Origin of the sequence: Lepagella muris (genome assembly GCF_004793975.1) — a bacterium.
Lineage (GTDB): Bacteria > Bacteroidota > Bacteroidia > Bacteroidales > Muribaculaceae > Lepagella > Lepagella muris.
In genome coordinates this window covers 82,370-98,060 of sequence record NZ_SRYB01000018.1, presented here as the reverse complement: position 1 = coordinate 98,060, position 15,691 = coordinate 82,370, and the positions used below count along the sequence as shown (strand labels likewise).

Here is a 15,691-nt window from a genome sequence, read left to right as displayed (position 1 = left end):
TAGTAATACGTCACAAAAAAAGAGACCATCTAACTTTTGATTGTTAGACAGTCTCATACTTTTCAATATAGATAAACCCTCACCCCAATCATCCCATTTTTATTCGCCCTGTTATATTTTGCATAAAAATCGGCTGTTCTTTTAATAATATTATGCAATTTTGTTAAAAATTTAATTTTTTTAATGCATTTTGCCTTAAAATAAAAAATTTTGTTTAACTTTGCAATCCGTTTTCCAACCTCTCCTCCTGATGGAAATCCGGCGGACACTTTACCGTTCACTTCAACCAGACAAAACGAAATTATATAAACATACCTTAATATCTCTCCATGAATGACATTATGACGGCAATAACCCCATTTTGTCATTCATAATTTTTTTACGGACAGACAAACAAAACAATGTATCATTAGACTACATACACCAAACAATAATAACTTCATCTCAAAATTATTACGTATGAGAAAATTGTTTTTAATCTTGATGACGCTGATGGCGTGCACCTGGTCTCTCTCGGCCCAGACCCGCACCTATCACGGCACAGTGATTGACGCTACCACCAATGAGCCACTCATCGGTGCCACGGTAATGCCCGTAGGCGGAGGTAGAGGAACCGCCACTGACATCGACGGAAAATTCACGATCACTCTTCCGCAGGATGTGAATAAAATCCAGGTGTCATACGTCGGTATGAAAACCGAGACCGTAACCGTAACCGACGGAATGGTCATAAAACTTACAACCGTTGACACAAGTCTTGATGATGTGGTTGTCATGGGCTATGGATCAAGTAAAAAACTCGGTTCCGTAGTCGGTTCTGTCGCAGTAGTAGGTGAAAAAGCGCTTGACAATCTTCCTACCGCTACTTTCGTAGATGGTCTGCAAGGACAGGTTTCCGGTCTTAACATCTTCTCCGGATCAGGCGACCCCTCATCTACTGACAATGCTATCCGCATACGTGGCGTTAATTCACTTAATGCAGGCAACACCCCTCTTTTTATTCTTGACGGTGCTCCTGTAACTCAATCTGTATTCACCACTCTTAACCCGAACGACATACAGAACATCACAGTGTTGAAAGACGCAGCATCTGTTGCCATTTATGGTTCACGTGCTGCTAATGGTGTCATTGTAATAACCTCAAAGAGAGGTGCATTCGGCGGCAAGCCGAAACTTTCTATCCGTGCGAACTACGGATGGTCACAGATGGTGGAAGACAATGTTGACATGATGAACTCTCAACAATATATTGAATTCCGCGATAAAATCGGATCTCCGGTATCAGACGAAGTGCGTCAGATTGTTGACAAATACGGAATCTCGACCAATTGGCGCGATCAAGTATTCAACAACAGCGCACCGACATATTCCGTAGATGCATCACTAAGTGGTGGTGGCGAGAATATCAACTACTACATCTCTCTCAACCATTATGATGCAGAAGGTATCATCACAGAATCCGACATGCGTCGTGAGACCTTACGTGCCAATATCAATAGCAAAGTCAATGACTGGTTAAGAATCGGTCTTCAGACCAATCTTGGCTACACCAAATATTCACAGAATGCCAATGTAACTTCAGAGGGCGTGTATCTCGCCAACCCAATGGTATTCGCCCGTATGGCATTCCCGTATGATTCCCCCTATTATTATACCTTTGATGACAATGGCAACATTCAATGGGGCGATCAGGCAAAATATCTTCATTACTGCGGTTTCAACACTCCCGATTTCTACTCCGGCAACAAATCGACATATCGCACTAAGGTCACTGCCAACGTCAACCTCTACGAACAGATAAACCCGATACCCGGACTTATCCTAAAGGCTCAACAATCTGTCGATGCCATTGACTATCGTCTTGACAATAAAAACCTTCCATACGAGTCGTATATCACTCCTATGGGCGATAAAGTAGGCTCTGCTGCTGTGGGAGCAATCAACACCGGTTCAAACCAGCAGCGTTTTGAAAGATACACTTCGTTTACTTACACTCATACCGCAGAATATCAATTCAATCTCCGCGACCTGCACAATTTCACGGTTCTTGCCGGTGAAGAATCAATCATCACCCGCGACAATGATTTCTATGCACTCACCACCGGACAAAGCGACCGCCGAATGATGCTGCTCCAGCAAGGCACCTCTGCCCTTCCCAAGGAGCAAGTGCAGAATCTCGACAATTCCACATTCAACTCGATATTCTTCAAGTTTAACTACGATTTCAACAACCGTTATTTCTTTGAGGCCTCTTACCGTCGTGACGGTAGCTCAAAGTTTGCACCCAAACATCGTTGGGCCAATTTCTACTCTGTAGGCGCAATGTGGAATGCCAAAAACGAATTGTTCCTTAACGATGTAGAATGGCTTAACGAACTTCAGGCCCGCATCAGCTACGGCACCACCGGTAACTCCAGCATCGACAACTACATGTATTTCGGCACTGTCGGTTCAGGCAACAACTATGGTCCCGGTGATAACATATCCTCTTCGACTCTTACGGGTGCAAGCAACAATGACCTCACATGGGAGACTGTTGAATCATTTGACGTAGGCGTGCGCTTCAAAGCTCTCAACATCTTCACTGCCGACATTGATTTCTATAAGAAAACCACTAAGGATATGCTCATGAAAATTCCTTGGAGCTTCACCACTGGATATGAGTCAGGATATGGAAATATCGGATCAATGACCAATACGGGTGTTGATGTTAATGTGATAGCCGACATCATTCACACTAAAGACTGGAACTGGTCTGTACGTTGCAATTTCAACTACAACAAGAATGAAATCACCGAACTCTTCAACGGACGTGACAGCTACGTAATTCCCAACACCGGACTGCGTTATGAGGTAGGGCACTCTGCCGGTGAGCTCTATTCCGTGCGTTACATCGGAGTCGATCCTCGCGACGGCAAACAGATGTGGCTTGACAAAAACGACAACATCACGAAAGTCTACAATGAAGAGGAGAACTCCGTGATGACAGGCAAGAGCCAGTATGCTCCATGGACCGGCGGATTCGGCACAAACTTGCGATACAAGGGATTCGGTCTTTCCGTTGACTTCAACTGGGCGGCAAAAAAATACATGACAAACAACGACAACTATTTCATGTATAATGCAGCACAGGGCAACGGTCAGAACCAGGCTGTAGGCATGCTCGATGTGTGGACAAAACCAGGAGACGTAACAATTTATCCTAACGCTACAGAACAGATACAATTCGATACCCGTCTTATTGAAGATGCATCTTTCCTTCGCCTGAAGAATGTCACGTTGACCTACGCGCTCCCTCAGGTTGCACTTGATGCCATGAGGCTTAACAATGTAGTATTCCACTTCACCGGTAGAAATCTATTGACATTCACAGATTTTACCGGTTTTGATCCGGAACCTCAGACAAATGTATTCCTTTTCAAATATCCGAATACCCGTCAGTATGAGTTGGGTGTTGAAGTTTCATTCTAATTTCCATTGACATTAATTTTATGAAAAAGTTAATATATAGTTTTATTCTTACTGGAACGCTTTTCACTTCATGCAGCATGAATGAAGAGCCTGCCGGAAAACTGAATGATGAGACCGCCATTCAGACCACGGCAGATGCCACAAAATTCCGCAATGGCATCTACAGCAACATCCGTTCGGTGTCAAACGGCACATTCATCTATAGTCAGGAGATGCAGGCCGACATGTTCGTTGGCACTCAGATCAATGGTAATCGTCTCGGTCCGTTCAGCATCAGTTCTTTTACCTCTTCTGATAATGATCTGGAAGATTTATGGGAATACCCTTATAAGTATATCGCCAACGTCAATTATTTTCTTCCAAAACTGGAGGTTCTTATCAACAGGGAGGGAATTGATGCAAACACCAAACTGCTACTCGAGCGCTACCGCGGTGAGGCAAAATGGGCGCGTGCATACTATTATTATTACCTGACAGACACATTCTGTCAGTCATACACAAACGTAGAGCCCACCACTCCGGCTTCAGGAATGCCTTTGGAGACAGTCTATCATCCGTCCAGCGAATACTCTACATATCCCGGTCGTTCATCTTTGGCAGAGACTTTTAATCTCATTGAAAAAGACCTTGCCGATGCCTACAACGATCTGGAGGCTTATGAGAAATCTTCCGCCAAGGATGCACAGGCAAACCTAAGTGCCAATGCCCCTTATTTGAGTACATTTACTGTCCTTGCTCTTCAGGCCCGTATTGCCTTGCTGAAAGGTGATAACGCCACAGCCATTGCAAAGGCTGAGAAAGTCATCAATGAGGGTAGCTATACACTCACTGACCGAGATCTTTATCCAGCGATATGGACAAATGATGAAGGATCTGAACTTATCTTTGTACCTTATGGTGACCAAGCCCAATCTTCTGCAGTAGCTGCTATCGGTGAGGCTTGGATCAACTCATCCACTGATAAGGCAGACTATGTTGCTACTCAGAATGCTCTCGGAATGTATGATTCTGAAAAAGACATACGTTATGAGTGGTTCTTTGAACCTCGCGCACTCTCTGTAAACGGTGCAAGCGTTGTAGCTCCCTGTTTTGTGAAATATCCGGGTAACCCTCTTCTCAATACAGGTTCTACAAATGCATTGAAGAATCTGCCCAAGCCATTCCGTCTTAGCGAAATGTATCTTATCATAGCTGAGGCTTCAGCTTCTACTGATGCAAATAAGGCAAACACTGCACTCAACACACTGCGAGCTGCCCGTATCGCAGATTATGAGGAGCAGACTTATTCCGGACAGAACCTCGTGAACCAAGTGCGTGAAGAGCGCACCAAGGAACTCATCGGCGAAGGCTTCCGTATAAGCGACCTGCGCCGTTGGAATCTCGGTTTCAGCCGTTCTACCGCTTATGAGGATATTTATGAGGACGTGCCCTCAATACTTATCCCTGCAAGCATGAACGTGACTTACGAACCCGGTTACTATCGTCTGATTCTTCCAATTCCCACAGGTGAGCTGGAGACCAATCCCCAGCTCGAAGGTCAGCAGAATCCGGGCTACTAATCATTATTAATCAATAACAGACAAGACAGCTTATATATATGAAATATGTAAAGTTATTTGCTTTGGCAGCCGGAGCATTCATGCTGACAGCATGTTCTGACGATAATGATTTCAACAGTGCGTCAGACGTGACTGTAGAGATGGCAAAGAGCGAGATTACGGTGAAGGAGAATGCCGGCACATTCAATGTCCCCGTAAAAGTGACCGGAGACCCTAACGGTCCGGTAAAAGTGAAAATTGTGGTTGAAGCTTCCGCATCTAACCCCGCCCTTCCCTTTGAGGAGAAGGAGGGCAAATGGAGCGGCAACTATATCATCACTTCTGAGACAATCAATATCCCGGCAGATGAGAAAACCGCAAACGTGGAAATAAGCACGGTTGATGACCTTGAAGAGAATCCAGATCGGTCTTTCACCATCAGGATTGAATCGGCTGAAGGCGCGACAATCGGAAGCGCCGCCACCACTGTCGTAATCCTGAAAGATAATGATTCCGTGCCTTACGAGAAAGTCCAAGGCACTTGGAACTTTAGCTTCAATGATTATGATGGCAATCCTGCTTCATGGACAATGACGATAGGCGGGTATGATGAAGGATCCAAGGAATATGGCAATGAGCTTTATCTGAGCGGACTGCTTGGCTATCAGAATGAACTGTCTCTGAAATTCTATAACGATGAAGCAACCGGCGAATGCTATATAGAGATGGAACTTCCCGAACCGTTCATGTGGTATAACGAATCATACCTAATCTATGCGTTGAACGGAATGTCCACCGCCCCCGGTGCGATCAGGGGTACATTCAGTGAAGATCTGAAGACCATCACCTTTGATCCGGAAGCAACAATTGTTTATTATGTAGCAGCTCAGGATATTTCCGATGCTCTTGGAGTATATGACCTCTCATCAAATATGAGTATGACCCGTCAGTGAATTTCTGATTGTTGAATGACATAATCTTGGATGTATCAGAGAAATTTCTCTGATACATCCTTTTTTATTAAAGATAATAGTATATTTTTTGAAAAGACAGATAATTTATGTAGTTTTGTAAAAAATACCTGACACTTATGAATAAATACTTACTCTCATTGTTATCTGCGTTATCGGTTGCCGGACTTATCTCGGCAGAAACCCTTACGCCGGAACAAGCCCTTAAACGAGCCGGGCTTTCCAAAATTACACCTACAAGAAGCATGAATACGCTCCCCGTATTCACATCTCTTACAAAATCCGGAGAACCCACAGTATATATTTTTGACAATCTGCATACCGATGGATACATAATGATCAGTGCCGATGATGTTGCGGCACCGATACTGGGTTATTCTGACAACTCTTCTTTCAATTCTGAGGAAATGCCACCTCAAATGAAATGGTGGATTGAGGAGTGCGGACGACAGATTGAATACGCGAGGAATAGTGGGTATGCTCAATATTCATCCACCTCAAGAAGTGGGAAAACAGAAATATCACCTTTATTGTCAACAATTTGGAATCAGGGCACTCCATTCAATAATGATTGCCCCAAGGTGAACGGCACCAAAACACCTACCGGCTGTGTCGCCACAGCGATGGCTCAAGTGATGAACTATTGGAAATATCCGGAAGTTGGAACAGGCGCCGGCATAATAAAATTACCTGACACTGGTAAGCAGGACGTGCTTCAGTTCAGACAGAAAAAATTCGACTGGGGAAACATGATCGACTCCTATAACGGAAGCTATACCGACGAGCAGGCAGCTGCCGTGGCTTATCTAATGAAGGCTTGTGGATATTCATGCGACATGGCATATACCCCCAACAGTTCAGGAGCTCTATCAATCAACGCAGCGAAAGCATTATTTGAGAATTTCAAATATAACCCCAACCTACAATATCTAAACCGAGACTATCTGTCGGCTACAGAATGGGAGAATATAATCTATGCGGAACTTGCAGCCAAACGTCCGGTATTATATGGTGGCCGCTCATCTTCTGTGGGACATGAATTCGTTTGCGATGGGTATGACGGCAATGGTTATTTCCATTTCAATTGGGGATGGGGTGGTATGTCTGACGGCTATTTTCTACTTGACGCATTAAATCCCGGGGCTGTCGGCACCGGTGGCGGTACCGGTGGTGGTTTTAACTTCGGACAGGACATTGTTGTAGGTATACAGCCGGAGGCTACACCCGTACAAAACCCTCGTCTTGTGCAAGGCGGATGGCTGACAGCAACTGTTACCGGGAACAAAATGTCGCTTAAGCTTAAATACAACAATTCCATAGGAAAGTGGATGAATATGGGAGTGCAAGCAGTAAAGGCTTCAATAGGCGTAAGCATTACGTCTATTGAAGAGAAATCTTCTGATCCTGTTTATCTGACAATCAAATCTGAAAGTGTAGGTGCGCCAACTATCACAAATATAGGCGACGGAAGTTATAATCTGCAATTCCAAGGAATTTCAGGGAATGTCTCATTCACAATTCCCTCTTCTTTATCCAACGGAAAATATCGTGCTACCGTCTGCTGCAAAGCTGAAGGGACTGATGACGACTCTTATCTTCCCGTTCTGACCTCTGACGATGCCTACAACTACATATTATTTACCAAATCCGGAAATTCTATATCAGTTGAAGAATTGGAGACACCTTATATTTCAATCACTGAATCAGAACTACTGACCCCCCTTTACTATGGTAATGCATCTCGATTTAGCATATCTGTAAGAAATCATTCAGAGAAGGAGGCGACAAGGAGTTTCTATCCTGTACTTTATTCAAAAAATAAAATGCAGATGCTTGCAGAAGGTATCACATTGACTATCCCTGCCAACGACTCAATCACCCAGGAATTCTCCTCCAACTTTGAAGTAGTGGATGATGCATCCGCTCCATCTTCCAGACAGATATACACGTTAATGTGGTATGACCCCAATACTGAAACACTATATGATTGGAAGGAACAAGTGACAATGAATATCAATCTTGCGAATACAAGCATCGCTGTGACTGATTTCTCAATTCCTGATTCTGAATATCAAATGATAGAACTGACAGATGGATCCCAAACAAGACTATATCAAGTAGCTGATAAATCGGACATTCCTTTCAATTGCTCTCTATATAATGAGAAAGGCTATTTCGGTAAGCCTATATATATCGCCACATTCCTTAATGGGGGTGGAAATCCGCTTACAATTACACCGTTTGATCAGATACCTACACTCTCTGCTAATGAGGAATGTACAATCTCTCAATCCTTGAATTTCTATGTGGGCGAACCGGATAAATTATATTATGCAAGTCTTCTGACAATAAATAATAATGCTTACACAATAATTGAAGATGTGTTGCCGATATTCTTCACGTTTAAGAGTTCATCTGTAGATACTCTGACGGAGGATAATGACGGGATGAGCATTCTCTTTGATTCCGCTCTCCGCTCTGTCGCTGCATCTTCTGCCAATGGAATCGTCTCCTTGACCATCTATTCTCTCGACGGCAGGATTGTCGGCAGCATCGAAGGTGAAGGGAAAGAAAGCGTGTCGATTGATCTTTCTGACATTCCGACAGGCGTGTATATCGTAACTGCCACCGATGCCAAAGGCGTCCGCAAGCAGATGAAGATTGCCCGCTGACAATACTCACAAATATCCAATCACGAAACAAGGAGACTGCCCGACTGACAGTCTCCTTGTTATAAAGTTACCTTAATAACACTTTTTACTATATAAAGTTAGATTTATCTAATCTTTGATAAGCCAATCTTTAATAGTGCGCATCTTGGTTGAGAAATTGACGCCTATTTTTATTATCTTTCTCCCGTCGCATACGAATGGCAATTCATAATGCTTATTATCTATCTGTCGCAATGCCGCTTCTGCCGTATGGTCTGACTTCAACTCAATAATATATATAAATCTGTCCGTTTGCAAAAGGATATCAATCCTACCGTCTGATGTACGATATTCTGCATCGACATAAAGCCCTATCAGTTTCATCAATATCAACAAGGCATTATGAAAATTACGCTCATCATCTATCCTCATTTCATAAGAAACTGACGAGAAGAATGATTGCAAACGCTTCATGAAAGCATCTGCATCCCCTTTAACCAGATCTCTCATGAATTGCTTTATCACAGATTCAGCCGTATTATCCCGCATATTCACATAATTTGGCAGCAGGTATCGCATGAAGCCGTCTGTCACTTCCTTATTTGGCAAACCTAACGTCACGAGATCAAATTCCTTATCATATTCTTTTATCGTCAGGTAGCCGGTCTGATAGACCAATGCTATGGGACTCGGTCTGTCAAGATCAAGACCTATCAATGACTCTACACTGCATTCCGTATTTAATAATGCCTTCAATGAGACATCCATACGCTTCAATTGCTCAACTAATAATGTTGGCTGGCCTGACCTTATCCAATAATTTCGGAATTCCTTTGAATCCATCACGCATACTATTGAATATGGATTATACATATCCTCTCCATAGCATGAGAAACGATAGCCATCATACCAGCTCTTCAGGTCTGACAGAATCTCTTCCCGGCTCTTACAATGTCGGGCAACAAGGGAATTAATTCCTGCATCGAAATATTCCACCAATTCCGTTTCAGAGATGCCACATACAGCACTATACCTGTCGTCGAATGATACGTCTAATATATTGTTGAGTCCTGAAAACACCGACAGGTGCCCGAAACGGCTAACTCCAGTCATGAAAACGAGCCGCAGATAGTCAGCACTGCTCTTGAAATTAGAATAGAGGGCTGCGAGTTCATTACGGTAATAATCGAAATTCTCGGCATCATGCAACGACCCTACAAGCGGTTTGTCATATTCATCCACGAGTATGACAACTCTCTTTCCTGTGGTCTCGTATGCACCTCTTATGATATTGCTGAATCGTATTGATACGTTGTCGGATGTACGAGTAACGCCATACTCCTTTTCCCAGCGGTCAAGCATGTTCGACACCACTGCTCGAAGATCAACCCGATCCTTATATTTCTCCACGTTAAGGTCCATATATAGAACCGGATATGGTTGCCAATCCCAGTCAATGGTATCTATATATAATCCTTTGAACAGCTTCCTTTTCCCTTCAAAAAAACATTTGAGAGTGGAAAGAAACAGACTCTTCCCAAAGCGGCGCGGACGTCCGAGGAAGTAGTATTGGCTACCTCTGATTATCGTCTCGATGTAACGGGTCTTATCGACGTATATGAATCCGTTGGATCTCATCACTTCAAACGACTGCTCACCTACTCCATATCTTACTCTCTCTTCCATACTCGACCGTTTTTTAGATTTTGAAGTCAGACATACTCATCCTCCATCAGCAAAGTTACAACCTTCATCATACACTCGCAAATTTAATCTGACAAATCCGCTTCCTATTCCGTTTTTTTATTACTTTTGTAGGAATTATATATTTATTTGCGTCAAAATTACGTTGTTATTTAAAAGAGATTTAATCTTATTTATTAGAAAGAATCTCTAATTGTAAAATAACATCCTTAATATCATATATTATGGCAAGACCGATAAAAGAGACTCCAATATTATTTGGATCTGATGCAAGAAGATTTGAACAACGTATGCAGAACCCTCCTAAAGTTTCTTCCGAGAAACGTAAACAAATTCGTATGTCGTATGAAACCGTCATCAAAATGATGACTAATTAATCATGACCAGACAGGAATTCCAAGACAGATGCAGAGTTAGAAAACTTAGTATCGGAGAATCTATTGTTACGTTTGATTGTGGAGATGATGACCTAAATGATTTTTTAATAAATGAAGCTAAAAATTTCAGGGATGCATTATTATCTGTAACATACGTAGTTGAAGACAAACAGACCTACGATATATTAGCATATTTCAGTCTCAGCAATGATAAAATATCCATCTCAGATTTCGAGAACAAAACAGAGTTCAATAGATTCAGGAAACATAAATTCGTTAATGAAAAAAGATTGAGAAGTTATCCTGCAATCAAAATTGGACGTTTGGCAATTGCTACGAGTGCACAACACCAATCAATAGGAACCTATCTTCTTGAATTTATTGAAGATTATTTCATTATTGACAATAAATCCGGATGCCGCTTTATCACTGTAGATGCATACATAAATGCCATTCCTTTCTATATCAAGAATAATTATCAGTTTTTAAATAATGATGACGAAGATAAAAAAACAAGAGTCATGTATTTTGATTTAGCTTCTCTTCTTTAAGTAAACCTTCCGGGAGGAATAGGAATATGGTATAACTTGATTTGAGATACATATTTTTTTATTACTTTTGTAGGAATTATATCTATACTGTCTTTATTATGAGAAAATGTATCTTGAAGGTTGCGGCTATCGTTATCGCCGCTTTATTTGCCGTGTCTCTACCATCTCAAGCCCAAAGCCGGAAGGGTGTCTCTATTCTCGGTGACTCTTACTCCACTTTTGAGAATATGGTGGAACCGGCGGGGAATGCTCTCTGGTATTTCAAGAAACCGGATCCTAAGCTGACTGACGTGAATGACGTGAAACAGACATGGTGGCATATCTTCATATCGGAGAACGGCTATCGCCTCGTACAAAACAATTCTTTCTCAGGCTCCACAATCTGTAATACCGGTTACGATGGTGCCGACTATTCCGACCGTTCGTTTATAACACGTATGGACAACCTCGGTAGTCCGGATATTCTTTTCATATTCGGTGCGACAAACGACTCTTGGGCAAATGCACCCATCGGTGAGTTTGTATGGAGTGACTGGACTCCGGAGCAACTGAAGTCATTCCGTCCGGCTCTCGCATATATGCTCTCTCACGTGAAGGACCGCTATCCCAACACGGATATAGTCTATCTCATCAACGATGGTCTTAAACCGGAGATCACATCCTCAATCATCGAGGCATGCAACCGCTATTCCATCCCCTACATTGAATTGAAGGAGATTGACAAGACAGCCGGACACCCCAACCGACACGGCATGCGACAGATCGCCGACCAGGTTAAAGCCAACCTCTCCTTCCGCCATTAACCCACCACCAAAACTCGGCGATAAATTCACCACCAAGCACATAGTTGTCAAATCACAACAAAGCACACGGCGGTTTAATCACCACAAAGCACACAGAGAGCACGGAGGATTTTATAATTTATCCGTGCTCTCTGCGTTCTCCGCGGTTCAATCACCACAAAGAACCATCAATTTATTGAGCGATTAATTTTTATTTCAATTTAGAGACAATCTCATCGGGATTCTGGTGCATACGGCTAAACGCTACTATTTTCTTCCCAAGATCTTTGATTGATCCACCAATAAAATATATAATTTCATCAATTATAAGGAAACGGTCATGTACGTTTGTACACTTACAAACAGTAATTTCGGGATATTGAGCATTAGGACGCTGAAGATCACTTGAAATATGAGAATGTCTTGGGTCAGTATATATAATAGCCTTGACTCCTTCATTCCGTTTGTCAAGCACTTTCAGTATCCGGTCATCAACATAGTTATCAATAAGGACAATTCGTTTCCTTGCCTTACGCACTAAGTCAGAAATAAAGCTATATGCATCAAATATCTGACCTTCAAAGAAAAACCCTTCTATTGGTTCACATTCTTTATTATCAAGACGAGTTAACACCTCATCAATTTTTTGTCAGTTTCAGAAATATGATGGTGCAAAAGAAGATGATTGTGTTCAAGCGTTTCCAACCGTTGAAATACGTGAGCATTTGTCTGCAAAAAACTACGCATTGCAATGAAAGCCCTCATAATACGAATATTAATTTCTATAGCTTGCTCTGAACGCAGCACACTACTCAACATTGCCACTCCCTGTTCCGTAAACACGTATGGTTTATAACGATTCCCTCCACGCCCGGACTGTTGGCTTGAGGTGCAATTTTTGCACCTCAAGTTTTCCAACTCTTCCAGCGAAATTTCCATCATAAAATCAGACGGGAAACGTGATATATTGGATTTGACAGCTCTTTTGAGATATTTAGTCTCCACTCCATACAGTCGTGCCAAGTCGCTGTCAAGCATAACTTGTTTACCTCTGATTATATATATAAGATTTTCAATAGGAGGAAGCATATATTGGTCATCATTTGATATTGGGTCAGGCATATCGTTATGTCATACATTATTTATTTGCAAATGTAATAACATTGTTTTTATTTACAAAAAAATAAGGCTACAATCGTAAAAAACGACTGTTTATCTCCGCATCTTCGTTCTTGACGGTTGAATCACCACTAAGCACACGGAGAGCACGGAGATTTTTTATAATTTCTCCGTGCTCTCCGCGCTCTCCGCGGTTGATATACCTGCGGTTAAATCGGTGATGGTTATTTATAGTCGAAGAGGATGCTGTGGCGGATGTCGGTGGAGGATGAGCCGACGTGCGCCTTAAACTTACCCGGTTCAACTACCCATGAATGTGACTTGTCGTCAAAATATTTCAATGCGTCAGGAGTAATCTCAAATTTCACAGTCCCCGTCTCCCCCGGTGCGAGCTTTATCTTAGAGAACCCTTTCAACTCTTTCACCGGACGCGGCAACGACGATTTAAGATCGGATATGTAAAGTTCAACTATCTCACTACCCTCTCGACCACCCTTGTTGGTCACAGGCACCTCCACCGTGATCTTACCATTTTCACTGATCGTATTCCCCGAAACAACCGGTTTGCCATACTCAAACTCCGTATAGCTCAACCCATGTCCGAACGGGAACAATGCCGGTATCTTCTTCGTATCGTGCCAACGATAACCTACAAGAATATCCTCCTTATACGTCTCCTTCGGATTCTTGCCACCCTCTATCACCGAGCCGGGTATGGCAACCACATCAACATCACCGCTCTCAATTCCCGGATACGCCTCCGCACCGAATGAGTTGGCTCCGCAATCCTCTATCTTTACAGGTATGGAATAAGGCAGTTTGCCGGACGGATTGACCTTACCGGAAATCACGTCTGCCATAGTCGCACCACCCATAGTGCCGAGATAAGAGGTGTGGAGTATTGCCGGCACATCCTTCACCCAAGGCATGGCATAAGCATTGCCAGATATATTGGAGATGATGACGTTCTTATTCACCTTCAGCAGTTCGGAGATAAGTTCGTTCTGACCGAATGGCAACTCATACTCCCTGCGGTCTGTGCTCTCGCAATCCTGCCATGAGTTCTTGTTGAGACCACCGATGTAGATGACCACGTCAGCATCCTTAGCCATCTCCACAGCCTCATTTCGGAGAGAATCCTGCACCTCTGCCGGCACTATATCCTCAGCCTCATATAGTGTGCGTCCGCATGAATAGCCGGGGGCATACTTCACCCGGTCGCCATACACTGCCTGCAACGCGGAGAGTGGAGATACGTAATCCTTCGGCTTCAGTTCAGAGGAACCGCCGCCATCAGTCAGACGACGCACTGCATTGTCGCCTACCACAAGAATCGTGCCCTTGAAATCGGGGGAAAGCGGCAAGATTCCGTTATTCTTCAGAAGCACCACCGACTCATCACCTATAGCCTTCGCTGCTGCATAATGCTCCGGCGAACATATCGAGCCGAAAGGTTTGTCGGTGTTCATCGCGGTGCGGAAGATAAGGCGCAGTATATTGCGTGCCTTCGCATCGAGGGTAGACATCGGCACCTCACCCTTCTCAAGCATCTCACGGTAGGGGCGGGCAAGATAATAATCATCATATCCGAACGCACTCTCCGAGGTCAGACCGTTGGTGTAGGAACCCATCTCTATGTCAAGACCATTGAGGGCTGCCTCCTTAGTGTCGTGTGCGCCACCCCAGTCTGTGATAACCACGCCGTCGAAATCCCATTCCCCGCGCAATATATCCTGAAGCAGACGCTCGTTGTGGCAGCAATGCTGACCCCAAATCTTATTGTAGGCACCCATTATCGACCATGCACCGCCATCCTCAACTGCCTTCTTGAACGCAGGAAGATAGATCTCATACAGGGCACGGTCACTAAGGTCCACATCGACTGTGCCGCGCCATTGCTCCTGATTGTTGAGCGCAAAGTGTTTCACGCATGCAGCCACGCCATTCTTCTGAAGCTCCTTAACGTAAGGCACAACCATCTCCCCTGCCAGATACGGATCCTCACCCATATACTCGAAGTTACGTCCGTTGAGAGGAGTGCGGTAGATATTCACGCCCGGACCGAGCAGCACATCCTTCTCGCGATAGCGTGCCTCCTCGCCGATAGCCTTGCCATATACCCCGGCAAGCTCCGGATTCCAAGTGGCGGCAAGTGCCGTCAATGCCGGAAACGCCGTGATTGAATCATTGGTCCAGTCGGCATACGCCCATGAGTTCCATGAGATCTCCGCACGTACGCCGTGAGGACCGTCGCTCATCCATATCTCAGGTATGCCGAGACGCGGCACGCCCGGCGATGAGAACTTGCTCTGTGCATGACACATAGCAACCTTCTCCTCCATTGTCATACGCTTCAATGCATCCTCCACACGATCCTCGATCGGTGCCTTCGGATCCAAATATACCGGGGTCGAAGCCCCTGCGGTCAGGATTCCTCCTGCTATAACCATAGTAGTCAAACGATTTTTTAAATTCATTATTCCGATTGAATTTTTATAGTCAGTTCCTTTTGAAGTATTCATACTTC

12 protein-coding genes are annotated in these 15,691 nt (G+C 43.7%); 7 read left to right on the top strand and 5 right to left on the bottom strand.

The window, feature by feature from the left end; genetic code table 11:
* Positions 1 to 62: 62 nt before the first annotated feature.
* Entirely contained in the window at positions 63 to 368 is a 306-nt protein-coding gene (locus E5331_RS12465; RefSeq protein ID WP_123482349.1) for a hypothetical protein, read from the bottom strand.
* Between the two features lie 91 nt (positions 369 to 459).
* Between E5331_RS12465 and E5331_RS12460 the strand changes: the two genes are divergently transcribed.
* The 4 genes from E5331_RS12460 (at position 460) to E5331_RS12445 (ending at position 8,652) form a co-directional block, all read left to right on the top strand.
* Positions 460 to 3,471, top strand: coding sequence for a SusC/RagA family TonB-linked outer membrane protein (locus E5331_RS12460; protein WP_135985157.1), 3,012 nt, complete (start codon positions 460 to 462; stop codon positions 3,469 to 3,471).
* Between the two features lie 20 nt (positions 3,472 to 3,491).
* The gene (locus E5331_RS12455; protein ID WP_136013258.1) at positions 3,492 to 5,030 is read left to right on the top strand and encodes a RagB/SusD family nutrient uptake outer membrane protein; all 1,539 of its coding nucleotides are present in this window, start codon (positions 3,492 to 3,494) and stop codon (positions 5,028 to 5,030) included.
* Between the two features lie 38 nt (positions 5,031 to 5,068).
* Positions 5,069 to 5,962: a Calx-beta domain-containing protein gene (locus E5331_RS12450; protein WP_135985161.1), complete on the top strand. Its 894-nt coding sequence runs from the start codon at positions 5,069 to 5,071 to the stop codon at positions 5,960 to 5,962.
* 137 nt (positions 5,963 to 6,099) lie between these two features.
* Positions 6,100 to 8,652: a thiol protease/hemagglutinin PrtT gene (locus tag E5331_RS12445; RefSeq protein WP_135985162.1), complete on the top strand. Its 2,553-nt coding sequence runs from the start codon at positions 6,100 to 6,102 to the stop codon at positions 8,650 to 8,652.
* A 108-nt stretch (positions 8,653 to 8,760) separates the two neighbouring features.
* Here the strand turns inward: E5331_RS12445 and E5331_RS12440 are convergent, their stop codons facing one another.
* Complete coding sequence (locus tag E5331_RS12440) at positions 8,761 to 10,317, bottom strand: ATP-binding protein (protein ID WP_135985164.1); 1,557 nt, start codon at positions 10,315 to 10,317, stop codon at positions 8,761 to 8,763.
* A gap of 242 nt (positions 10,318 to 10,559) precedes the next feature.
* On the opposite strand from E5331_RS12440, the gene E5331_RS20400 reads away from it, so the two are divergent.
* The 3 genes from E5331_RS20400 to E5331_RS12430 all read left to right on the top strand — a co-directional run bounded on the left by E5331_RS20400 (position 10,560) and on the right by E5331_RS12430 (position 12,066).
* Positions 10,560 to 10,712, top strand: coding sequence for a hypothetical protein (locus E5331_RS20400; protein ID WP_168355226.1), 153 nt, complete (start codon positions 10,560 to 10,562; stop codon positions 10,710 to 10,712).
* Between the two features lie 2 nt (positions 10,713 to 10,714).
* Positions 10,715 to 11,263 (top strand): GNAT family protein, encoded by a 549-nt coding sequence (locus E5331_RS12435; protein ID WP_123482355.1) that lies wholly within the window; start codon positions 10,715 to 10,717, stop codon positions 11,261 to 11,263.
* 113 nt (positions 11,264 to 11,376) lie between these two features.
* A complete protein-coding gene (locus E5331_RS12430; RefSeq protein ID WP_420813804.1) occupies positions 11,377 to 12,066 on the top strand; it encodes an SGNH/GDSL hydrolase family protein in 690 nt (229 codons plus the stop codon).
* Between the two features lie 190 nt (positions 12,067 to 12,256).
* Here E5331_RS12430 and E5331_RS20750 read toward each other — a convergent pair whose 3' ends face one another.
* From E5331_RS20750 to E5331_RS12420, 3 genes are all read right to left on the bottom strand, one after another.
* Positions 12,257 to 12,679 (bottom strand): phospholipase D-like domain-containing protein, encoded by a 423-nt coding sequence (locus tag E5331_RS20750; protein ID WP_275441201.1) that lies wholly within the window; start codon positions 12,677 to 12,679, stop codon positions 12,257 to 12,259.
* Positions 12,673 to 13,167 carry an ORF6N domain-containing protein gene (locus tag E5331_RS20745; RefSeq protein ID WP_275441200.1) on the bottom strand — a complete coding sequence of 165 codons (495 nt, stop codon included), beginning with the start codon at positions 13,165 to 13,167 and terminating at the stop codon, positions 12,673 to 12,675. The genes E5331_RS20750 and E5331_RS20745 overlap by 7 nt, the downstream gene beginning before the upstream one ends.
* Before the next feature lie 221 nt (positions 13,168 to 13,388).
* Complete coding sequence (locus E5331_RS12420; RefSeq protein WP_135985168.1) at positions 13,389 to 15,641, bottom strand: beta-glucosidase family protein; 2,253 nt, start codon at positions 15,639 to 15,641, stop codon at positions 13,389 to 13,391.
* Positions 15,642 to 15,691 lie beyond the last annotated feature (50 nt).